The sequence below is a fragment of the Leisingera sp. ABM4_101 genome, assembly GCF_056158725.1.
The window spans coordinates 1,902,869-1,923,903 of record NZ_JBSWTV010000002.1; the positions used below are offsets into that span (position 1 = coordinate 1,902,869).

A 21,035-nucleotide genomic window follows, 5' to 3' on the forward strand; every position below is an offset into this window, starting at 1 on the left:
TCTGGAGGGACACATGCCCCTCCATTTTGACCTGAGATCTAATCTTCCGGGTGGAAGTGAACGTCCATTGGGCCGTCCCATTGAATGAACAGAACCGTAGGTTCATCGGTGGGAAAGGAGTCATTGTGTGGCTCGCCGCCCGGCTGATACCAGTAGTCTCCAGGGGTTTGCAGCGGCACCTCGGCTTCGCTCTCCCCTTTGACATAGTGCTTTGACGCACCGCTTACGACCATACCGTGGTATCCATGGGTGTGTGAGTGCATCGCTCCGGGAAAGTTCGGCGGGAATTTCATCAGGACCGCCGACGGTCCTTCCTGGGGATTGCCCCAAAGGACAGCCAGCTCGAATGGTGCGCCCTCAGGCTGGAAGAATTCTGCCTCATCCAGCGCAATTCTGTATGAGCTTTTTGCCATTTCAGCCTGGACGGGCAGCACGGCTGCGCAAGCGATAAGACTTGCCATTGCAGCGGATTTAGCGATTGAACTGAACATGATTCTGTCTTTCATCGAGGTGTGCCGTAAGGGTTATGAGGCGGCTTCGCCCCGCCAACCGTGCGAGAACCCAATGGTGAAATTGGCCGGCAAAATCGCTGTCCGAAGGTCAATGATGGCTTGGTATTCATCACTGTTCCAGAAGTTCTCAAGGTTTTCGCGGGAGGGGAACCGTATCAGGGTAAGACCTGCGCCTTCCGGCCATTTGCCCTCGAACTTGGAAATGGAGGCCTCCCGCGCGCCTATAACAAGGAGCTCGCCTCCGAACTGCTCGAGAACGTCGTTAGAGGCTTTTGCATATTCGCCAAAATTCTTCATATCTCCTTCCTCTGTGAAGCTGAACAGAAGATAGGCTTCCTTTCCAACTGACATGACGGACATGTTGGGTTCCCTTTTGTGTTTGTTGCAGATTGAGTTTTGTGCCGCCCGGAACAGGGCATTGCCGTTCAGCCGCCGTGGAAAACGGACAGAGCCATGCGGCGCGCGTAGCCGGGGAAGGCGGTGTCGTAGTTTTTCCAGTCCGAATATTCGGGCATCTCGATCTCGTTCGGAATGGTAAAGAGCAGCTCCACCGGCGCAGACGGATTGCCGCTGGCAAATGCCTCCTGAAAACGGGCCTCTACTTTCGCTTGCAGCTCATTCAAAAACGCGGCGTTTTCCCGAAGAGCCTCGACACTGTTGCCGCTTGAATGCCCGTTGATGGCGTAGGCCGGGTTCCAATCCACCAAAGTGTTCAGAACAATGGCCGAGCCAACAAAGTTGGTGTCCTCCTTGAACTCATGCGGCGACAATTCCCGCGGCATGTACATGTCCACCGAAAATACGACATCGCTGTCCGCCACGCGTGCAACGGTGGTCGCGACGCCATCGGCCACGGCGAGGTGATGCAACTCAACGGTTTGGCCGCCCAGGTCCACGGTGTGGCTGTCGTCGAACGACACGGTGATGGCTGGCATGGGCATGAGCGGCGACAGCTTCAGAACATCCAGGCCGTTTTCCTGCAGGATGATCTCGGCGCCTTCGAACACTTCGGTCCCGCCAATGTGGTCGAAATGCTCGTGGCTGAGAGCGATGTGAGTAACGGGCTTGTCCGTGACTTTTGCGAGTTCTGCTTTCAGGATCTCAGCCCGCGGCGTGAAAGACGGGTCTGTCACGAGGACGCCGTCGTCTCCAACAACCACCATGCTGGAGTATCCCATGGCAAAAAAGTGGAAGACGCCAACCGCGACTTCGGTCATCGGGCTGTTCTGTGCATTCGCAGTGGTTGCCAGCGCAATCAGCGCCGTGGTGGCAAACGTGGCAGGCAGTCTCATATAGGCCCCTCAAAGCTAACATTGTTTGCCTTAGCTAACAACGTTAGCAAAGAAGTCAAGAGGAGGCCCTGAAATACAGGAGATGACACCAAGCCATGGTGGGACGGCCAAAAGAAATTGCCCGGGAATACGAGGGGTTCGCGACGCGTGACGCCATTCTTGCCGCAGCCGAGAAACTGGCTGGCGAGAAGGGCGCATCTGGATTGAAAATAAGAGAAATCGCCCGAATTGTTGGGATTGAGCCTGCGTCTATCTACAAGCATTTCAAAGGTCTGGGCGCCATCCTGACAGCTCTCATTGGGGAGTCCCTGGCAGAAGAGCACTTGTTGCTGGATCTGCCTGAGGAGTTGGACGGTGAAGATGCAATTCGGGAACTCAACAGGCGGACGACCCGCTATTTGGCTGAACGGAAGGGAATCGTAAGCCTGTCATTGGACGACTTCGCAAAGGCCCACGACCCCACCCGTGATGCCTTTGATGAAAACGAGGCCATTATTGTTCAGGGGCTGGATATCGAAGCCGAGCTGATCAGCCGTCATCTTGGACTGGATGCGCTTGGGCGGCGAAAGCTGGGGCAATTGGCGATTGCCCGCCGGTCGATGATCTTGGTCTTCCTGAGCGTCACATGGCTGAACGGAAAAGAAGTGGACGAGGAGCGCGAAGCAGAAATATCCGACATGGTCTCCGCATTCTTGCTGGGATTGCAGTCACAGTATTGACGGGAAACGTCAGGTTTTCACGAAGTAAGAATGCTCGCAGTCGCGAACGCCTTTGGGCCGAAGTGATCTTAGTGTGAGGCACGGATTGGGCTCGACGCGTTGGCCAATCGCTGACGCTCGAGCAACCGCAGCGAGTTCATACTTTGTCTCGCCTGTTCTTGAAATTCTGCACCTGACTGCGAATGGCTGCTCTGGGGAAGCTGCAAAGCAGAAGACTGGAAGGTCTTGGGTGGCAGCTTTGGGCCGTCCGTGAAGACGGCCCATACCTTTAGATTTCTACGGCTTCTGAGATCGCCAGCGCATCTTCAAGTTCAGCGCCAAGGTATCAAACGGTGCCATCCAGCTTTGTATGGCCGAGAAACAGTTGAACTCCGGCTATTTCGGCAAGTAACTCACCGACCAACTTTCTTCAGCGGAACCTTCGGCGAGCATGTCGTCGATCTGCCGTTCAGAGAACTCAACCCGCCTCAACACGGCCCTTGTGTCACTGCCGTATTTTGGTGCTGGGCTGGGCACCCTGATCTGCGCATGCTTCAGGCGGATGGCATTGGGCGCAGCCAGATCACACCAATGACCCATGGGGTGGGTGTCGTGGCGCACAGCTCTATAGGTGGCTTGTTCGATATCGGCCGGGCCGTTGCTATCGGTTTCCAGGGCGTCGTCACGCGTTTCCAGCATCGAGGCCAAAGGAACCACAGCGCTTGCTCCCGCATTCAGATGTTCCGCCCAATAGGCGATGGGCTTGGTTTTGAACCGCTGCGCCAGCCGGCTGATCAGATCGGGGCATTGCGCCAGCCCGGCCAGATCAGTAGTCACCGCCAACCGGTCACGTTTCTCGGTTGGAGCCGCAAAGAAAAACCAGCCATCCGATGCTTCGTAACAGTGGTAGAACGCGTCAGATCCTAAAGCTGCGCGGCCGGAAGGTTCATCGAATGCAGCGCGGCCGGCATAGTCATACATGAACTGCGCCTGTATCATGTTCCCGCCTGCCGAAAGCGATGATCGGGCAATATCAACCTTGCCGGTACGTTGCTTTTGCAACAAGGCACCGCCCAAGGCGACACAGGCCGTCAAGCCAGCCAGAACATCGATCGTACCGGCGTGGGCATGCTCTTCCGGGGTCTCTTTACCGCCGCCAAACCGGGTCATGATGCCCGTTGCCGCCTGCGCCAGGTCATCATAGCCGAGGTGATCTGATTTCGGCCCCCGGATCGGCCCGCCAAAGGCATCAAGCTGCACCAGAATTGCCTGGGGGTTGATCAGAGCCAGATCGCTTGCCGACAGTCCCAAAGCGTCCCGCTGATCGTCCGTTGCATTCAGGGTGACAACGTCGGCCTCCGCAATCAGGCGGTTGAGCGCCTCGCGCCCGGCTTTGGACTTCAGATCCAGCAGAATACTCTCCTTTCCCCGGTTTGCCTGAAGTCCAAAGACAACCGCATTCCACGGATCGACCGAAGGCCTGACTGGTTGAACATGGGTGATCTTGGCGCCGAAACGCGCAAGTGTTGAACCAATCGTCGGGCCTGCAATCACATTGGTCAGATCGACGACTTTCAAACCGTCCAGCCAGCCAGCGCTTTCACTCCCCGTTAGAGCATCGCGTGGCGCTTCGGCCAGGATCGTCTCGACCAAGGCACTGCCATCGCACGGGGCGTGTTTGACCGTTGCACCCGTGTCTGAAGCCAACCAGGCGACATTGCCAATTTGCTGCATCAATCCATAGCTTGGGTCATCAACGGACAAGATCAAACCAGACGCCAACGCATGCGGATCGTGAAGCCATTCAGCGGTGCTGCGCTGCGCGGTTGCCGGGGCCTTGGCCGCGCCAAATAGCGCATCCCATTCATGCGCGGGCTTGGTCAAGAAGGCGGCCTTCATCGCCTCTGCGATCCTTGCGCGGTCCCGGGCCCCGACCGGGTAATTGCTCAGCGTCCATTCGTCCGGCCAGTCTTTGGTGTCCAAGTAAGGGTCAAAAACGGGAAGATCTTCCAGCAGGTGTTCCAACCCCAGCGTTTCCAATACGCGTGCGGGGTGAGCCGCAATGCTGCCAGCCACAACATAAAACCCGCGGCCATCCTGACAGGTATATGTGCGGTAAAACGGGTCCAGAAACTCCGACAGCTCAGCGAAACTCAGATTGCAGGGCTCACCCGTGCGTGCGCGGCGATCCAGTTCCAACTCGCGCGGGGATTTGTAGCGGTCGGGATAATCTTCGATCTGTTCGTGATTGTAGGCGAGCCCTTCAAACAGCGACGACGCCAGCGGCACCTCGATATGATCGCCGCCGGTCTTGTCTTTCGAATAGAGCGCAAACAGTACCGCCATCGACCCGTAGCTCGCCGCATAGGCCGACGCCAGATGCAGCGGGGAGAACGACGCCTTGATCCCCATCAGCCGACGGTTCAACCCCATATCGGTGAACTGGCCGGTGCGTGCGGCAATGATGGCCTCCCAGGCCGCCAGCCCTGCCAGTTGGGGGTCGGTTGAGGCAAAGCCGGGCATGGACAGGTAAATCAGGGCGGGGTTCGCAGCCCTCAGAACTGATGGGCCAACGCCAAGCCGGTCCATGACGCCAGGGCGGAAATTCTCGATCACAACATCGGCGCGTTTGGCCAATTCGATTGCCTTTTGCTGCCCCGCTGCGGTTTTCAGATCCAGCCGGATTACGTGCTTGCCGCGTGACAGCATGGCAAAGGCGGGGTCATCCCATCGCGGACCAGCGGGCGGATCGATTCGGATGACCTCGGCCCCCATATCGGCTAGCATCATGCCGACCAGCGGACCGGCCAGATAGTGGCCAAAGTCCAAAACCCGGACGCCGCTGAGCGGCCTTGCACCACTCATCGCGCCGGCTCTTCTACCAGGCGCGTGGAGACATCTCCGGGCATCTCTCCGCGCCCCATATGGGCCAGATAGAGCGCGTGGAAATGGCGCATCATCGCCTCGGAAAACTCGATATTTTCCCAATCCACGATGTACCATCCCTGATCGAACGAGCGTTGCGACATGCCTTCCTGAACTGACAGCAGGAAGGAAATATCTTCGGGCTGAAGCACATCGCGCCCCCAGATTGCCCGTTTTTCCTGACGCTCCCGCATCCCCGGATCGGTGTCTTCGGCAGGCTCCAGGTTGATGCTCCAGCGCAAGCCCCGGTCGGTGCCGATGGGGTTCCATTGGAACAGGGTGATATTGGGCACACCGGCAAACTGGGAAATGCCCACATTGGGGAACAGGAACCAGAAGTACAGATCGGTTTCGTCATGCTCCAGATCCAGCGGATAGGCCATGTTGTCTGCTTTGCCATTGCCGGGGATGAAGTTGTAGGCGGCGTTCTTGCTCAGCTCATAGGTCTGGTTGTTGATGTCCAGCATGTCGGTGAATGAGAGATGCCCGTGACGGCAATGCTGGCATTCCAGATAATTGTCGATCTGGATCTTCCAGTTGGCGGCAACATCCACCTCGTGAATGGCCGCCGCCGTTTTACCCAGAACATAGCTGTCCACCTTGGGGCATTTTTCGCGCACCTGCGCCTCGATCCCCGGCCAGTATTCTGCAATAGGTTCCGCATCCGGATCCAGATTGACAAAGATGAAGTCCAGCAGGCGGTCCACCCGCACCGTTTTCAGGCACACTTCTTTCTGTTCAGGGATATGGCTGGTGTCGCGCTTGCGCATATGGCGCAGCGACCCATCCAGGGAAAAGCTCCAGTGGTGATAAGGGCAAACGATGGCGCGGGTCTGGCCAGTGCCTTCAACCAGCTTGTGACCGCGATGCGGGCAGATGTTGTAATAAGCGCGAATTTCTTCGTCCTGATCGCGCACCACAAATACATTCTGGCCCAGAATGCTGGTGGCCACATAATCGCCGGGTTCAGCCAGTTCACTGACATGGCAGGCGTATTGCCAGGCCTTGTAGAACAGTTTTTCGCGTTCTTCGGCGTGGATTTCCGGGCTTGCATAGTAGTCCGCAGCCAGCGCACGCAGGTTTTCTTGGGTCATGGTCTTGTTCTCCGGGCTGGCGGTCACGCCGCGCGCTGCTTGGCAATTTCAGGCTGAACCAATGGGATGCGTATGCCGCTTTGGATCACATCCGGGGCATAGGCCTCGCGGCTGAAGACTTCGCGCACCATAGGGGCAAAGAATTCCAGCGGCAGGTCGTCATAGTCAGGATCGAAACTGGCCTGATCCCAGCGTTCGCAGAACTCGGCATTGTCGTCGAAACAGGGGTGGCCGCGGTGGCGTTCGCGCTTGTGCTGATCATAGCCATCCAAATGGTGGCCATAGTAAAGCATCTGGAAGTCGCCATGTGTCTGCACCACCCAGGCGCATTGTTCGCGGACAAAGGGCCGCAGGATCGAGGCGGCATATTCATCATGATTGTAGGGCGCAAAAATATCCCCGATATCGTGCAGCAGCGCTGAGACGACCCAGTCAATGTCCGCACCGTCGCGCCAGGCCCGTGTGGCTGATTGCACCGAATGCCCCATGCGGGTGATCTGGTAGCCTGCCATTTCACCGTCCAGCTCGACCAGTGCCTCCAGCAAACGGTCGGCTGTTTGCTTGGCATCATCGACGGCACGTTCACTCAGAAGTTCATACTCCTCTTTTGTGCCGTCCTTCATCTGGGTGAAACTGACCTTGTCCATGGCTGCCCTCCGGTTGCTTCGGTCAGGCTGCATCAGCAAAGCCTTTACCGCGATCCCAAAAATCGGCATCGTGGACTAACATTTTGATATGATGGGAGCGCGAAAGTGCGCCGTAAGCTTCCCCCTCTTAACGCGCTCCTGGCCTTTGAGGCGGCTGCACGGCACTGCAATTTCACAACCGCCGCACAAGAGCTCTCGGTCGCGCAGCCTGCCGTCACCCGGCATATCGCCAACGTGGAAAGCTGGATCGGAACCCCGCTGTTTCTGCGTCACGGCAGTAAGGTTGAACTGACCCTCGAAGGTCAAAGGCTGTCTGATCTTGCGACGGCTGCATTTGACAGGCTGGAATTGGGGGTGCGTGGGATCCTGCCGGCCAACAAGGATGAATTCGTGGTCGGTGCTTCCTTCGGAGTTGCCCATCTATGGGTCATGCCCCGGATCAGCGGAATGCGGGCGGCATCCGGTAAGAATATCAACCTTGTCACCTCTGATGACTATCGGATTTTCGATGAGCCCGGGGTCGACTTCTCCATAAGATTTGGACATGGCGATTTCGGGGAGAACTGCGCGGATCACCTGTTTGACGAGCAATGCCGGATCATTGCAGCCCCATCCTTTCTGAAGGACCATCCCCAACTCGATCCGAAGGATCCGCTGCGGTCACTCGACCCCAGGCTCATGCTGGATCATGGCGACCCCAACGGCATTGGCTGGATGGATTGGGAGCGCTTTCTGTCGCTGACTGGTGGGGAGTACCCTGGCAGGCAAGCGTTGAGCGTGGTGCAAAGCTACCCGACGATGCTCGACATGGTCTGTGCCGGCGAAGGTATCAGCATTGGCACGATCGGGATCGAAGACGATCTGATCGCATCCGGTAAACTGGTGTGTATCGGTCCCCCGGTCAGCCGCCCAGGCTTCGGATACTATCTCGTTTATAGCGAGAGACAAAGCAACGACCCGTCATTTCTGAGGCTTAAGGAGAACTTGATCCGGAAATCCTAGTTGACCCGGTGACCAAGCATAACAATGAGATTGGGGAATCTTACCGGCTACCCCCACAGTTTTGACCGCCGTGCCTCATCAAAACGGACTTCGGCTATCAATTTTCTAAGGGAAGATTCGCCCCCAGAGCCGGCCTCGGTAACTTTTCGATCTCGCGGTTGCAGCGAATGGACGGCCCGGCGAAGCTGCGCCGCAGACGCCTGACAAGATGAATGGCAGGAATGGGCCTATTCCATTGAAAAACTCCTCATTGCCTAAAGGGCCGTATTCCGCCGATGCCAACCTTCGACCCATAGCGGCTGCTTGACCGGCAATCCCTGAGAATGTCGCAAACAAGCATGACACGCGGCCGCCAGATTGCTGCATTTCTATCAAAACAATGGGAGGGTTCGAGATGGCAGGCCGGATTGCTGATCAGCCCCACCTGAGTGGTCCGGTTTGATTGTTAGTGTGATCAGCCCCACCTGAGTGGTCCGGTTTGATTGTTAGTGCATGACCGGCCTCGGGTCCATCGGGACGAGTGTTTCCGGAGCCGGTGGGCGATAGCGCAAGGCGCTGTGTGGTCTTTTTGTGTTGTAGTGCTTCCTCCATTGTTCGATCAGGATCTGAGCCTCGCGCAGGCTGTAGAAGATTTCTCCGTTGAGCAGTTCATCGCGGAACCGGGCGTTGAAGCTTTCACAGTATCCGTTCTCCCAGGGGGATCCCGGCTCAATGTAGGCGGTCTTGGAGCCGACCGCAGCAATCCAGTCCCGGACAGCCTGTGCCACGAACTCAGGACCGTTGTCGGACCGGATGTAGGCCGGGACGCCCCGCAGGATGAACAGGTCACTCAAGGCATCGATTACGTCACCTGAGTTCAGCTTCCGCTTCACCCGGATAGCCAGGCACTCCCGGCTATGTTCGTCGAGGATGTTCAGCGTGCGGAAGGCCTTCCCATCATCGGTCCGGCAATGCACGAAGTCGTAGCTCCAGACGTGGTTGCGATATTCGGGCCGCAACCGGACACAGGAGCCGTCGTTCAGCCAGAGCCGTCCTTTCTTCGGTTGTTTCGCAGGCACTTTCAGCCCCTCACGCCGCCACAGGCGTTCGACACGCTTGTCGTTCACTTGCCAGCCTGCATCCCTCAGCAGGGCCGCGATCCGCCGGTAACCGTAGCGGCCGTATTGGCGCGCCAGCTCAATCATGTCCGCGATCAGGCGCGCCTCGTCGACCCGGCCTCGTGGCAATTTTCTCTGCGTGGAACGGTGCTGCCCCAGGACACGGCAGGCCTTCCGTTCCGACACGCTGAACCGACTGCGCACATGATCTATGCAGGCCCGGCGGCGAGCGGGGCTCAGAAGTTTCCCTTTGCGGCCTCCGACAGGATGAGCTTGTCCAGGGTCAGATCCGAAACGGCGCGACGCAGCCGCTCGTTCTCTTTCTGCAGCCGTTTGAGCTCTCTGAGTTGGTCGGTTCCCATCCCGCCGTATTGCTTGCGCCAGCGGTAGTAGGTCTGCTCGGTGATGCGCACTTCGCGGATCGCATCCACGCGCTGCAATCCCTGACCGACAAGCACCTCAACCTGCCGCAGCTTCGTGACAATCTCTTCCGGCTTGTGTCGCTTCGTTCCCATTCTGATCCTCCGTTTTCCTAAACATAACGGCGGACCACTTCATTGGGGGAGGATCACTCCAATGCATAGGGTAGCAGCGTCCCGAAATGCTGGTTAGTTTTCAAGGAAATTGCGTTATCTCAGTCCATTGTTGAATTTCCTTCGTAACTCAAACTAGGCTCATGCACCAAAGTCAGCTGATTGGCGGCCTAGTCCGGTCTCCGGCAGTGTTAATGACGCGCCTTGCACGGAGCTGTAGCCTGTCTTGCCTCGATCTGGAAATCCCAACCTAGCCCGTCATTTCCGAAACATCTCCAGCTTGGCCCGGTTTATCGACGAAAGCCAGGATGCTGAGGAAACCAACCTGTTGCTTACACGCGGTGTGTGCCAGCATTCGCAATGGGATCTCAGCAGTATTCAAGTGCTGGATCCAGAAGCCGGGCTTGCCATTCCGATCGTGCGGCACGATCCCTTCAACAATAGCGATCTAACCGGATTTCCGGGGTGGGATGCCAGCTCGAGCCCGGTAGGAAAGGTTCTGGCGGAGGGCGAACCGTTGATCCTGGAGGATGCGGCTGCCCAGGATGAGTTCCCGGGGTTCCGCGAGGACGCGATCCGCCGTGGTTACCACACGTCAGTGATGATCCCGCTGGGGGTGCGCGACGCGCAGCGGAGGCAGATGGTATATTCGGTGGCCTCGCGGAACATCATAAGTGTCGACGAGACTGACCTCAGCTTTCTGCAATGCGTGGCGGAACTGGTTACCATCGCAGTGCGCAAAATGCGCAAGCTGCAGGAGCAGCAGAAACAGGCCGCTCGGATGCGGGCGATCCTGGAGAACATGACCGCCTCGCTGACCAAGACACTGGACACTGAGGCAGCAGGCACGCTGGCCGCAGGTCTCAGCAGCTTGTTTCCGGCGGGCTGGCTGGCGGTGGACCTGACCTCCGGACGCGGGCTGTTCGACCCGGAAGTGCCGCCGCCGGTCACGCTGGCCACAGCCCGGCGGGTACCGGAGGATCTGATCGCTGCCGCAATTGCCGCGCGCGGGCTGGCCAGCGGCACGGTGATGGACCTGTCGGTGGCAGGCTCCACCATCCGCGCCGAGGTGAGCCCTTTGCAGATTGACGGCAGCCATGTGGGGGCGCTGTTTTTCTTCCGCCATCAGCCGCTGAGTGATCACGAGCGCATCGCGGCGCAGGCGGGGCGGCTGGCGCTTTCGTCCTTCATCCTGCGTAGCTTCATCGAGTTCAAGTCGCGCCGGGTCACGGCGCGGCGGCTGTTGTCGCGCCTGTTCAGCGGTGAATGGCGCGACCGCGAGGAGATGCTGGACGAGGCGCACAGGCTCGATTTCGACCTGCAGGCGCCGCTGCGGCTGGTGGTGCTGCGGCTGCTTGGCGGCAGCGTCGATGACGGCACCCACAGCTTTATCCTGCGCAGCGCGCAATCGGTGTTCGGGGCCTCGGTCTCCTGTCTGCTGGATGGCGATTTGATGCTGCTGCTCGATGACCGCGCCGGCGGTGCCGTGCGGCAGCAGGGGCTGTTTCTGTCGCGCATCCGCTCGCTGCTGCCCGAGGGCACGGCGCTGGTGATGTCGGAGCAGGTGGAGGTGTTCGAGGATCTGCCAAAGGCTCGGGAGACCTGTGCCAACACGCTGGAGGTGGCGCAATCGATGCAGGCCTCGGGCTGGGTGACGCCAGTGAATGTTGGGGAGTTCCCGGCGCTGATGGCCTCGGCCGAGATGGCAAAGGTCGAGGCTTACCTGGGCAGCGTGCTGCCCGGCGTGCTGACAGGCACGGGGCGCAAGGCGCAAGTGGCGGCGGCAACCATCGAGGCCTTCCTGAAGACAGGGCGGCGGTACCAGGAGGCGGCGGATGTGCTGGGCATCCATGTGTCGACCTTACGCTACAGGCTGGAACAGTTGAGCGATCAGCACGGGTTTGATTTCGACGATTCGGACAAATGTTTTGAACTGGATCTGGCAATCCGGCTGCGGAAGCTGAAAGATTCCTATGAACCGTAGGAAAAATACTTTCTGATCTAGATCAAACCAACGGAGGACCGCGGGCGCTTTCCACTCCTAACCTGTGTGCAACAGAAACTGGGATGGACCGGACCCGTGAGCACTTTGGCCACAGACAGCGAAGACAGGCGGCGGCAGCTGCGGCAGGCGTTTGGCAGTTTTGCCACGGGTGTTACCGTGGTGACAGCGCGCGATGCAGACGGCAATCCGATCGGCTTCACTGCCAATTCCTTCACCTCGGTTTCCCTGGAGCCGCCGCTGCTCCTGGTGTGCCTCGCCAAGACCTCTTCCAACGTTGGCCACTTCTCCCGGGCCAGCCGCTTTGCGGTCAATGTTCTTGGCGAGGCACAGAAGGATGTGTCGAACCGCTTTGCTTCCAAGGTGGAGGACCGGTTTGCAGGGACAGCCTGGCGCGAAGGTGCGGAGGGCACGCCGCTGATCGAGAATGCTGTCGCCTGGTTCGATTGCACCACCGACAACCTGGTGGATGCGGGCGATCATGTGATCCTGATCGGCCAAATCACAGATTTCGGCCAGACCGACGGGCGGCCCCTGGCATACCTGCGCGGCCACTATCTGGACCTTGGCCTGGCGGAGGAGGCAGCGGACTCCGTCTCGCATCATGGCGGTGTGCGGGTCGGCTGCGTGCTGGATTGCGGCGGCGAGGTGCTGCTGCGCAAGACGCAGGACGGCTGGTCGCTGCCGATGGGCGGTGTCTGTGCGGGCTTCCGAGAGGGCCGCGCGGCGCTGGAAAAATCGCTGGCGGGGCAAGGCATCGCGGCGGAGCTGGGCTTTCTCTACTCGGTTTTTGATGCGCCCTCGGGCAATGCCACATGGCTGATTTTCCAGGGCGAAATGGAGTTTGGCGCCGCGGAAGGCGAACTGCGCCTGTTCCCGGTTGATGCGCTGCCCCTGCAGGAGGTGGCGGTGCCGCAAGTGCGCTCGATCCTGCGCCGGTTCCAATCTGAGTACGCCGAGGCGCGGTTCGGCCTCTATGTCGATGGCTCCTCCAGCGTCGGGCAGATCAACCCGATTGAGCGCAGCGCCACCCCCTGGACCAAATTCATCACCGATCAGGAGAGCGCCAAGTGACAGCTTTCACCGTAGACACCCTTAGTGACACCAGCTTGCCCGTTTACATCGGCGGCGAATACATGGCTTCAGCCGGGATGCTGATTGACAGCTATGATCCGGCCACCGGGCAGGTCTGGTGCCAGGTGCCCGATTGCACCGATGCTGAGGTCGACGCCGCTGTCAAAGCCGCCAATGCGGCGATGACCAACCCGGCCTGGCGCGACATGACGCAAAGCCAGCGCGGATTGCTGATGCTGAAGCTGGCGGAGCTGCTGGATGCGCATGTGGAGCGGCTGGCTGAGGTCGAGACCAAGGACAACGGCAAGCTGTTGCGCGAGATGCGGGCGCTGAGCCAGGCGCTGCCGGTGGCCTTGCGTTATTTCGCGGGCATGGCCGACAAGATCGAGGGCACCACGATCCCGGTCAACAAGCCCGACATGCTGAATTTCACCGTGCGCGAGCCGCTGGGTGTGGTGGCGGTGATCATCCCCTGGAACTCGCCGTTGTTCATGATGATGCGGGCGCTGGCGCCCTGCCTCGCCTGCGGCAATGCGGTGGTGGTGAAACCCTCGGAACACGCCTCGGCCGGCGCAATTGCCTTTGCCGGGCTGATGAAGGAAGCGGGATTCCCCGACGGGGTGTTCAATGTGGTGACCGGGTTGGGACACACCGCGGGCAATGCGCTGATCACCCACCCTGGCGTCGCCAAGATCGACTTCACCGGCGGTCCCGCAACCGGCAAGGTGATCGCCAAGGGCGCGGCGGAGCAGCTGACCCCGGCTGCGCTGGAGCTGGGCGGCAAATCACCCCATGTGGTATGTGGTGACGCCGATCTGGATGCCGCCGCCAATGGCGTGGTGGCAGGAATCTTTGCCGCCGCCGGGCAGACCTGCGTGGCGGGATCGCGCTGTTTCATCCAGGAAAGCGTCTATGACGAAGTCGTTGCCAAGATCATCGCCAAGGCCCGCGCGATCGATATCGGCGATCCGCGCCGGGACGACGTGCAGCTGGGGCCGCTTGCACTGTGGAGCCAGGTAGAGAAGGTCGAGGAATTCACCCAAAGCGCTCTATCGGAAGGCGCCACGCTGGCCTTTGGCGGCGGACGGCCCGAGGGGCTGGGGGAGGGCTGGTTTGTCGAGCCCACGATTTTCACTGACGTCACCAACGATATGCGCATTGCCCGGGAAGAGATATTCGGCCCCGTGCTCGCCATTCTGAAATTCCGCGACGATGATGACCTTATGAGGCAGGCCAATGACAGCGATTTCGCTCTGGCCTCAGGCATCTGGACGCGAGATCTCCAACGCGCGCTGCGCTTTATGCGCAGGATCGAGGCCGGCATGGTCTGGATCAACACCTACCGCAGCCCCTCTGTCATGTCCCCTTCGGGCGGCCACAAGGATTCCGGCTACGGCAAACACAACGGCTTTGCCGCCATCGAAGAGTTCAGCCGCATCAAGACAGTCGTGATCGACTATTCGGGCGCCCAGCAGGACGCCTTTGTGATGCGTGTTACAAAATAGGATTGTCCTCATGAAGTTCTCAGCAATTGTAAACATGGCCCGGTTCGATACTTCGCGCAGCATGGAAGATGTTGCGGGCGAAGCGCTCGACCTGGTGAAAACCGCCGACCAAGGCGGGTTTGACATCGTCTGGACCGCCGAGCATCACACCATCGAGCTGACCATCTCGCCAAACCCGTTTCAGCTGCTGGCGCACTGGGCAGCCCATACCAATAACGTGCGCCTGGGCACCGGCGTGGTGGCCGCGCCTTATTGGAACCCGATCCGGCTGGCCGGCGAAGCGGCGATGTGCGACGTGCTGACCGGCGGGCGGCTGGAGCTGGGCCTGGGCCGCGGCTCTTATCAGTATGAATTCGACCGCATGGCCGGGGGCATGCCGCAGGGCGAAGGCGGCCGCTACTTGCGGGAGATCATTCCGGCGGTGCAGAAATTGTGGCAGGGCGACTATGCCCATGAGGGCGAAATCTGGAACTTCCCTTCGGTTGCCTGCGTGCCGAAGCCGCTGCAGAAGGCACCGCCGATTTGGATCGCGGCGCGCGATCCCAACACTTTTGAATTTGCGCTGAAGAACAATTGCAACATCATGTCCACTGCGCTGCGCCGCCCGTTTTCCGAGGTCGAGGCGCTGGTTGACCGGTTCAACGAAACCCAAGCGGCGGTGCCGGGATCAGAGCATCTGCAGCACGCCACCATGCGCAATGTTGCGGTCTATGAGGACAAGGCCGGTCGGGAAGAAGCTGTGCGCGCCGCGATCAATTTCGGCCGCAACTTCGAAAACCTGTTCAAGGGGCTCGGCACGGTCAAGGACGGCTTCCCGGAGCCGGTGGATTTTGATGAAGTCGCCAACCGCGACGAGTATCAGGCTGACGCGCTGTGCGATAACCTGCTGTTCGGAACACCGGACGAAATCATTGAAAAGCTTGAACGTTACCAGGCGCTTGGCATCAATCACATTATGCTTGGCGTGGCCTTTGGCATGTCCAGGGACCGCACGCTGCGGTCGATGGAGCTGTTCGCCGACCGCGTCATCCCGCATTTCCGCGCCCAGAAAGCCGCTTAAAGACGGTTCCGGCGCGTCACGCACACTACAGTCTACCTTAGGGAGGAAAAAATGACTGAACGCAAAACCGGGGCGGGCTTCAGCCGCCGCACATTCCTGACCACATCCTTGGCGGCGGGCGTTTCCGCCGCCGCGCTGGCGGCCGGCACCGGCCGGGCGATGGCAGCGGCGGATCTTTCGGGCCGCGAGATGGTCTTTGCCAGCTGGGGCGGAAGCTATCAGGCGGCACAGGAAAGCGCCTATTGCAATCCATTCATGGAGCAAAGCGGCGCCGTGGTAATCCAGGACGGCCCGATGAGCGGCTCCAAGCTGCGCACCATGGTCGAGGGCGGCCAGCCGATCTGGGATGTGGTCGATGTGACCGACACCTTCCTGTTCGCCAATGAAGAGCTGTTCGAGGATCTCGACTTTGGCATCGTTGATGCCAGCGCGCTGGATCAGGCCTATGTGCACCCAAAGGGCATCGGCTGCATCGTGTGGTCCTACAACATCGCCTTCAACACCGATGTGGTGGGCGAGACCACCCCGCAGAGCTGGGCCGATGTGTTTGACGTCGAGAAGTTCCCCGGCAAGCGCGCCCTGCGCGACCGGGCCTATCCGATGATGGAAATCGCCCTGATGGCCGACGGTGTGGCGCCCGAGGACCTGTATCCGCTGGATATCGAGCGCGCCTACCGCAAGCTGGATACCATCAAGGACCATGTGATCTGGTACAAGTCGAACTCTGCCGCGCAGCAGCTGTTTGTGGACGGTGAAGTCGGCGTCGGCGTGCTGCTGAACGGCCGCACGTTTGATGTGAACAAGAAAGGCGCGCCGGTTGATCTGACGTGGAACCAGAACATCCGCTCGATCGACTATCTGGTGATCCCCAAGGGCGCGCCGAACGCCGAAGTCGCGCAGCATTTCATGAACGCCACCGTGGATGCGGACAATCAGGCGCTGATGGCCAATACGCTGGCCTATGCGCCGGTGAACCCGGGGGCCTTTGACAAGGTTGAAGACAGCGTTGTGCCCTGGCTGGCGACCACGCCGGAGAACGCCGAGAAAGGCTTCCTGATCGACGCGGCCTACTGGCGTGACAACCTCAGCCCGCTGACCGAGCGCTGGAACGAGTGGAAGCTCAGCTAACCCCATGACAACAGGAGATGCTGTGCGATGACGGCTGGAAACCGTACTCTCTGGCTCTTGATACCGGCAGTTCTGCTGATCGGGGTCTGTTTCCTCTACCCGGTCAGCTGGCTGTTGCAGCGCAGCGTCTCCGAACCTGTCTGGGGACTGCAGAACTACATCACCATTTTCTCTAGAAACATCTATCTGGGGGTGCTCTGGAACACGGTGGCAATTGCCGGGGCGACGACCGCCTTATGCGCGCTGATCGGCTTTCCGGTGGCCTATTCCATGGTCCATGCGCGGCCCTGGATCCGCAAATTGCTGATTTTTGTGGTGCTGATCCCGTTCTGGACCTCGATCCTGGTGCGCAGTTTTGCCTGGCTGGTGATCCTGCAGCGCGGCGGCATTATCAACGATGTCCTGACAGGCATCGGCATGATCGCCGAGCCGCTGGACATCGTCTACAACCGTTTCGGCGTGCTGTTGGGGATGGTGCAAGTGCTGTTGCCCTTCATGGTATTCCCGCTTTACTCCGTGATGGCGCGCATTGACGGATCTTTCTTCCGGGCCGCGACCAATCTGGGCGCAACGCCAGTACGGGCCTTCTTCCGGGTCTATCTGCCGCTCTGCTTGCCGGGGCTTGGGACCGGAGCGATGCTCGTCTTCATCATTGCGCTTGGCTATTTCATCACACCGGCCCTCTTGGGCGGGCGCGGCGACATCATGATCGCGCAGCTGATCTTTGAGCGCATCGATGAATTCGGCGACTGGCCGCTGGCCTCGGCCCTGGCGATTGTGCTGCTGATCGGCACCGGCCTCCTGTTCCTGATCATCAAAAGCGTGTCGAAACTGCGCCGGGGACGGATCTGATGTTCTATTCCGCAAAATTCTGGGGCGCCTTGCGCGGCCTCATCAATGTGATGCTGGTGGTTTACATGCTGGCACCCTTGGTGATCATCTTTGTGATCTCCTTCAGCTCGGCACTTTACCTCACCTTCCCGCCGCCCGGCCTGTCGCTGCAGTGGTACGAGAAGATGTTCAGCAACCCGACCTGGACGCGGACGCTGGTGACCTCGCTGAAAATCATGGTGCCGGCCGCCATCGCCGCCACCGTTCTGGGCACCGCCGCCGCCCTGGCGCTCAGCCGGATGGAGAGCAAATGGGCGCTGGCAGTCCGGGCTGTGCTGATGGCGCCGCTGGTGGTGCCGGTTATCATCACTGCCGCCGCAATCTTTGGCGTGTTCCGGATCTGGGGGCTTTACGGCTCGCTGTGGGGGCTGATCCTGGCCCATGTGATCCTGACCCTGCCTTATGTGCTGTCGACAGTCAGCGCCAACCTGGCGGTGTTCGACAAGCGGCTGGAGGATGCCGCGGCGAATTGCGGCGCGCCGCCCTGGATTGCCTTCCGCCGGGTGACGCTGCCGCTGATCTCGCCCTCGGTGATGTCCGGCATGCTGTTTGCCATGGTGATCTCCTTTGACGAGCTGGTGGTGTCGCTGTTCCTGTCCACCCCGCGGGTGCGGCCGGTGACGGTGCAGATGTGGTCCAACATCAAGGGTGACACCGACCCGACAATTGCCGCCATTGCCACTGTGCTGTTCCTGTTCTCCCTGCTTGCGCTGCTGGCGGACGGCATAGCCCGCCGCCGCTCGGGCCGCGAGCCGGGCCTGTAGACCCCCGAGGATACTTCGACATGACTGAACCTCTTTTGAAACTGGCCGGTCTCGGCAAAGCCTATGGCCCGATTGACGCCGCCAAGAACATCAACCTGGATGTGGCGGACGGTGAGTTCGTCACCTTCCTGGGGCCATCGGGCTCGGGCAAGACCACCACGCTGATGATGGTTGCCGGGTTTACTGAGCCCACTGCCGGCGGCATCAGCCTCAATGGCCAGCCGCTGGACCCGATACCGGTGTGGAAGCGCGACATTGGCATGGTGTTCCAGCATTACGCGCTGTTCCCGCATATGACGGTGGCGCAGAACATCGCCTTTCCGCTGGAGATGCGCGGGGTGGCGAAAGGCGACCGCCGCAAGCGGGCAGAGGAGGCCATGGAGATGGTCGGCCTCGCCGGTTTCGGCAGCCGCTTGCCCAAGGAGCTGTCGGGCGGCCAGCAGCAGCGGGTGGCACTGGCCCGGGCCATGGTGTTCAAGCCTCGGCTTTTGCTGATGGACGAGCCGCTGGGCGCGCTCGACAAAAAGCTGCGCGAACATATGCAGCTGGAGATCATGCATCTGCACAAGAACATGGGCACCACAGTGCTCTATGTGACCCATGACCAGGAAGAGGCGCTGGTGATGTCCGACCGGATTGCCGTCTTCAGCAAAGGACGGATCGAGCAGGTGGGTTCTCCGCGGGAGCTCTATGAGGCGCCACAAACCAAATTTGTGGCGGATTTCATCGGCGAAACCAATTTCATTGCCGGAGCGGCCCAGGGCTGCAGCGGGGCAGGGGCCTCTGTGCGGGGGCTTACCGGCCAGCTGGGCGCACCGCTGGCGGAGGGTGCGGCTGCAGTGCTGGCGGTCCGGCCCGAGCGGCTGCGTGTGGTGAACGGCGCGGGTGCTGGCGGAACGAACACGCTCACCGGCACTGTGAAGGAGCTGATCTACCTCGGCCAGTCCCGCAAAGCGATCATCGCGCTGGAAGACGGCACCGAGGTCGCAGCGCTGGAACAGGCCGCCCAGGCCGAGGCCACCGCGCTGGAGATGGGTTGCCAAGCCACCCTTAGCTTCCGGGCCGAGGATGCAAGGATCCTGGCCGATGTTTGAACGTTCCGCCGATGTGGCGCTGAATTACCAGGATGAAGGTGCGGGTGATCCGGTGCTGCTGATCCACGGCGTCGGCTCCGACCTGGAAAGCTGGGACGGGGTGCTGCCGCATCTGTCTTCCCGCCGCTACATCCGCTTTGATCTGCGCGGGCACGGGCAATCCCGGCGCACGCCGGGGCCATACACGCTGCCAGGCCTGGCCGAGGACGCCGTGGCGCTACTGGATCATTTGCGCATCGGAACTGCCTCAGTGATCGGGTTTTCCCTCGGCGGGCTGATTGCCCAGCAGATCGCGCTGAGCTGCCCGGAACGGGTGCGTTGCGTGACGCTGGTGTCTTCCGTCGGCGGCCGCACGCCTGAGGAGCAGGCCCGCGTCAACGAGCGCGCCGAAACTCTGGCCCGCGACGGCGCCCTCACTCATTTGGCCAATGCCGTGGACCGCTGGTTCACACCGGAGTTTGTCGCCGCCCACCCCGAGGTACTGGAGGCCCGGCGGCAGAAATCGCTGAAGAACGACCCGGACTGCTACGTCGCCGCCTACCGGGTGCTGGCGGGCAACGACCTGGGTGCCGAGCTGCACAAGGTCACCGTCCCGGCTTTGGTGATGACCGGCGAGAACGATATCGGCTCCTCGCCGCGGATGTCTGAATTCATGGCTTCCCGGATGCCCGATGCCCGCCTGCATATCCTGCCGCGTCTGAAACACTCGGTGCTCCTGGAAGCACCGGACCAGATCGCCACCCTTATTGACCCCTTCCTTGCTGCCCATGGCGGCCCAACAGAAAAGACCAAGACATGACCCCAGAAGTCCGCAAATACGTTGCTTGGATCGAAGACACCCTGATCGAGGGCCACAAGCCTGCCAACCCGCCTTTGCGCATGGCTGCAGTGGCAGCAGTGCTGAAGAATCCCTGGGCCGGGCGCTTTGTCGAGGATCTGACCCCGGAGATCCACGCCTTTGCCCCGGTGCTGGGCGAGGAGATGGTGAACCGTCTGATGCCGCTGGTGGGCGGCGGCGGCGAAGTCGAAGCCTTTGGCAAAACCGCCATTGTCGGTGTTAACGGCGAGATCGAGCACGGGTCTGCCCTGATCCATACACTGCGTTTCGGCAACTTCCTGCGTGACGCGGTGCAAAGCAGCGAGTTCATCCCCTTTACCAACAAGCGCGGCGGCCCCGGCAATTCGATCACTTTCCCGCTGCGCCACACCACCAAGGGCGGCGCCCGTTCGCACTTCATGACGGTGGAATTCAACATTCCTGATGCGCCCGCCCCGGACGAGGTTCTGATCGCCATCGGCGTCGCCACCGGCGGCAGGCCCCACCACCGCATCGGTGACCGGTTCCAGGACATGAAAGACCTGGGCCACGATCAGACCGAACGGCCGCTGTAAAGTAGACGTCCAGCGGAAAGACAAAACAAAGACCCGGCTCTGGCAGATTTCGTGCCAGGGCCGCCTGTACTTGTCCTGGCCGCTCGAATTTTTGCTGAACAGGCGTTCTGTCCTAGGGGAAGCAAGTGCCAGTCTTGAGATACCTGTCGCGCAAAGGAGATGGGCAAGTCAGCCCGGGCTTTGCTTGCGGCGAACGCCGGCAACAGGCTGGAAACTGTAAGTTCTCGCACCCGATGAAAAAGAAATGCGGCCATACGGGCTGAAGCAGAAACATCGGGCCCTCTTGGCCAAAGCAGGGCTTTGACCATTTTGGACCTTGCCGGAA

General features: G+C 60.2%; 19 protein-coding genes. 12 read left to right on the top strand and 7 right to left on the bottom strand.

The genetic code is table 11. The features are described 5' to 3' along the window. Positions 1–38 precede the first annotated feature (38 nt). The 3 genes from ACXAEK_RS10380 to ACXAEK_RS10390 form a co-directional block, all read right to left on the bottom strand. Positions 39–506, bottom strand: coding sequence for a DUF4437 domain-containing protein (locus ACXAEK_RS10380; protein WP_475041710.1), 468 nt, complete (start codon positions 504–506; stop codon positions 39–41). Between the two features lie 18 nt (positions 507–524). Continuing rightward, positions 525–872, bottom strand: a complete 348-nt coding sequence (locus ACXAEK_RS10385) for a DUF1330 domain-containing protein (RefSeq protein ID WP_475041711.1) — start codon at positions 870–872, stop codon at positions 525–527. A 65-nt stretch (positions 873–937) separates the two neighbouring features. After that, a complete protein-coding gene (locus tag ACXAEK_RS10390; protein WP_475041713.1) occupies positions 938–1,804 on the bottom strand; it encodes an MBL fold metallo-hydrolase in 867 nt (288 codons plus the stop codon). Between the two features lie 95 nt (positions 1,805–1,899). On the opposite strand from ACXAEK_RS10390, the gene ACXAEK_RS10395 reads away from it, so the two are divergent. Then, a complete protein-coding gene (locus ACXAEK_RS10395; RefSeq protein ID WP_475041715.1) occupies positions 1,900–2,523 on the top strand; it encodes a TetR/AcrR family transcriptional regulator in 624 nt (207 codons plus the stop codon). 375 nt (positions 2,524–2,898) lie between these two features. Here ACXAEK_RS10395 and ACXAEK_RS10400 read toward each other — a convergent pair whose 3' ends face one another. The 3 genes from ACXAEK_RS10400 to ACXAEK_RS10410 are packed head-to-tail and all read right to left on the bottom strand — an operon-like array spanning position 2,899 to position 7,168. Further along, positions 2,899–5,367 (bottom strand): CoA transferase, encoded by a 2,469-nt coding sequence (locus tag ACXAEK_RS10400; protein WP_475041717.1) that lies wholly within the window; start codon positions 5,365–5,367, stop codon positions 2,899–2,901. Beyond that, entirely contained in the window at positions 5,364–6,521 is a 1,158-nt protein-coding gene (locus ACXAEK_RS10405; RefSeq protein WP_475041719.1) for an aromatic ring-hydroxylating oxygenase subunit alpha, read from the bottom strand. The genes ACXAEK_RS10400 and ACXAEK_RS10405 overlap by 4 nt, the downstream gene beginning before the upstream one ends. A 23-nt stretch (positions 6,522–6,544) precedes the next feature. After that, positions 6,545–7,168, bottom strand: coding sequence for an HD domain-containing protein (locus ACXAEK_RS10410; protein WP_475041721.1), 624 nt, complete (start codon positions 7,166–7,168; stop codon positions 6,545–6,547). Between the two features lie 105 nt (positions 7,169–7,273). Here ACXAEK_RS10410 and ACXAEK_RS10415 point away from each other — a divergent pair, with 105 nt between their 5' ends. After that, entirely contained in the window at positions 7,274–8,170 is an 897-nt protein-coding gene (locus ACXAEK_RS10415; protein WP_475041722.1) for a LysR family transcriptional regulator, read from the top strand. A 485-nt stretch (positions 8,171–8,655) separates the two neighbouring features. On the opposite strand, the gene ACXAEK_RS10420 is transcribed toward ACXAEK_RS10415, so the two are convergent. Then, positions 8,656–9,782 (bottom strand): IS3 family transposase gene (locus ACXAEK_RS10420; protein ID WP_475038988.1). Its coding sequence is split into 2 segments (ribosomal slippage): positions 8,656–9,518 and positions 9,518–9,782, totalling 1,128 coding nucleotides; the frame shifts between segments, so codons are not numbered across the junction. A gap of 298 nt (positions 9,783–10,080) precedes the next feature. Here ACXAEK_RS10420 and ACXAEK_RS10425 point away from each other — a divergent pair. The 10 genes from ACXAEK_RS10425 to ACXAEK_RS10470 all read left to right on the top strand — a co-directional run bounded on the left by ACXAEK_RS10425 (position 10,081) and on the right by ACXAEK_RS10470 (position 20,710). Further along, complete coding sequence (locus ACXAEK_RS10425; protein ID WP_475041723.1) at positions 10,081–11,784, top strand: helix-turn-helix domain-containing protein; 1,704 nt, start codon at positions 10,081–10,083, stop codon at positions 11,782–11,784. Positions 11,785–11,880: 96 nt separating this feature from the next. Continuing rightward, positions 11,881–12,876, top strand: a complete 996-nt coding sequence (locus ACXAEK_RS10430) for a flavin reductase (RefSeq protein WP_475041725.1) — start codon at positions 11,881–11,883, stop codon at positions 12,874–12,876. Next, positions 12,873–14,381, top strand: a complete 1,509-nt coding sequence (locus tag ACXAEK_RS10435) for an aldehyde dehydrogenase (protein ID WP_475041727.1) — start codon at positions 12,873–12,875, stop codon at positions 14,379–14,381. The genes ACXAEK_RS10430 and ACXAEK_RS10435 overlap by 4 nt, the downstream gene beginning before the upstream one ends. Before the next feature lie 10 nt (positions 14,382–14,391). Beyond that, the gene (locus tag ACXAEK_RS10440) at positions 14,392–15,441 is read left to right on the top strand and encodes an LLM class flavin-dependent oxidoreductase (RefSeq protein ID WP_475041729.1); all 1,050 of its coding nucleotides are present in this window, start codon (positions 14,392–14,394) and stop codon (positions 15,439–15,441) included. Positions 15,442–15,492: 51 nt separating this feature from the next. After that, the gene (locus ACXAEK_RS10445) at positions 15,493–16,569 is read left to right on the top strand and encodes an ABC transporter substrate-binding protein (RefSeq protein WP_475041730.1); all 1,077 of its coding nucleotides are present in this window, start codon (positions 15,493–15,495) and stop codon (positions 16,567–16,569) included. A 27-nt stretch (positions 16,570–16,596) separates the two neighbouring features. After that, positions 16,597–17,421: an ABC transporter permease gene (locus ACXAEK_RS10450; RefSeq protein ID WP_475041732.1), complete on the top strand. Its 825-nt coding sequence runs from the start codon at positions 16,597–16,599 to the stop codon at positions 17,419–17,421. Further along, the gene (locus ACXAEK_RS10455) at positions 17,421–18,224 is read left to right on the top strand and encodes an ABC transporter permease (protein ID WP_475041734.1); all 804 of its coding nucleotides are present in this window, start codon (positions 17,421–17,423) and stop codon (positions 18,222–18,224) included. The genes ACXAEK_RS10450 and ACXAEK_RS10455 overlap by 1 nt, the downstream gene beginning before the upstream one ends. A gap of 20 nt (positions 18,225–18,244) precedes the next feature. Next, positions 18,245–19,318 carry an ABC transporter ATP-binding protein gene (locus ACXAEK_RS10460; protein WP_475041735.1) on the top strand — a complete coding sequence of 358 codons (1,074 nt, stop codon included), beginning with the start codon at positions 18,245–18,247 and terminating at the stop codon, positions 19,316–19,318. Continuing rightward, a complete protein-coding gene (locus tag ACXAEK_RS10465; protein WP_475041737.1) occupies positions 19,311–20,117 on the top strand; it encodes an alpha/beta fold hydrolase in 807 nt (268 codons plus the stop codon). Before ACXAEK_RS10460 ends, ACXAEK_RS10465 begins: the two co-directional genes overlap by 8 nt. Beyond that, the gene (locus tag ACXAEK_RS10470; RefSeq protein WP_475041738.1) at positions 20,114–20,710 is read left to right on the top strand and encodes an amino acid synthesis family protein; all 597 of its coding nucleotides are present in this window, start codon (positions 20,114–20,116) and stop codon (positions 20,708–20,710) included. Before ACXAEK_RS10465 ends, ACXAEK_RS10470 begins: the two co-directional genes overlap by 4 nt. Positions 20,711–21,035: the final 325 nt, after the last annotated feature.

Excerpts from the sequence above, each read along its gene's own strand:
- ACXAEK_RS10380 (WP_475041710.1), bottom strand. The coding sequence starts at position 506 with ATGAAAGACAGAATCATGTTCAGTTCAATCGCTAAATCCGCTGCAATG.
- ACXAEK_RS10385 (WP_475041711.1), bottom strand. The coding sequence starts at position 872 with ATGTCCGTCATGTCAGTTGGAAAGGAAGCCTATCTTCTGTTCAGCTTC.
- ACXAEK_RS10390 (WP_475041713.1), bottom strand. The coding sequence starts at position 1,804 with ATGAGACTGCCTGCCACGTTTGCCACCACGGCGCTGATTGCGCTGGCA.
- ACXAEK_RS10395 (WP_475041715.1), top strand. The coding sequence starts at position 1,900 with ATGGTGGGACGGCCAAAAGAAATTGCCCGGGAATACGAGGGGTTCGCG.
- ACXAEK_RS10400 (WP_475041717.1), bottom strand. The coding sequence starts at position 5,367 with ATGAGTGGTGCAAGGCCGCTCAGCGGCGTCCGGGTTTTGGACTTTGGC.
- ACXAEK_RS10405 (WP_475041719.1), bottom strand. The coding sequence starts at position 6,521 with ATGACCCAAGAAAACCTGCGTGCGCTGGCTGCGGACTACTATGCAAGC.
- ACXAEK_RS10410 (WP_475041721.1), bottom strand. The coding sequence starts at position 7,168 with ATGGACAAGGTCAGTTTCACCCAGATGAAGGACGGCACAAAAGAGGAG.
- ACXAEK_RS10440 (WP_475041729.1), top strand. The coding sequence starts at position 14,392 with ATGAAGTTCTCAGCAATTGTAAACATGGCCCGGTTCGATACTTCGCGC.
- ACXAEK_RS10445 (WP_475041730.1), top strand. The coding sequence starts at position 15,493 with ATGACTGAACGCAAAACCGGGGCGGGCTTCAGCCGCCGCACATTCCTG.
- ACXAEK_RS10450 (WP_475041732.1), top strand. The coding sequence starts at position 16,597 with ATGACGGCTGGAAACCGTACTCTCTGGCTCTTGATACCGGCAGTTCTG.
- ACXAEK_RS10455 (WP_475041734.1), top strand. The coding sequence starts at position 17,421 with ATGTTCTATTCCGCAAAATTCTGGGGCGCCTTGCGCGGCCTCATCAAT.
- ACXAEK_RS10460 (WP_475041735.1), top strand. The coding sequence starts at position 18,245 with ATGACTGAACCTCTTTTGAAACTGGCCGGTCTCGGCAAAGCCTATGGC.
- ACXAEK_RS10465 (WP_475041737.1), top strand. The coding sequence starts at position 19,311 with ATGTTTGAACGTTCCGCCGATGTGGCGCTGAATTACCAGGATGAAGGT.
- ACXAEK_RS10470 (WP_475041738.1), top strand. The coding sequence starts at position 20,114 with ATGACCCCAGAAGTCCGCAAATACGTTGCTTGGATCGAAGACACCCTG.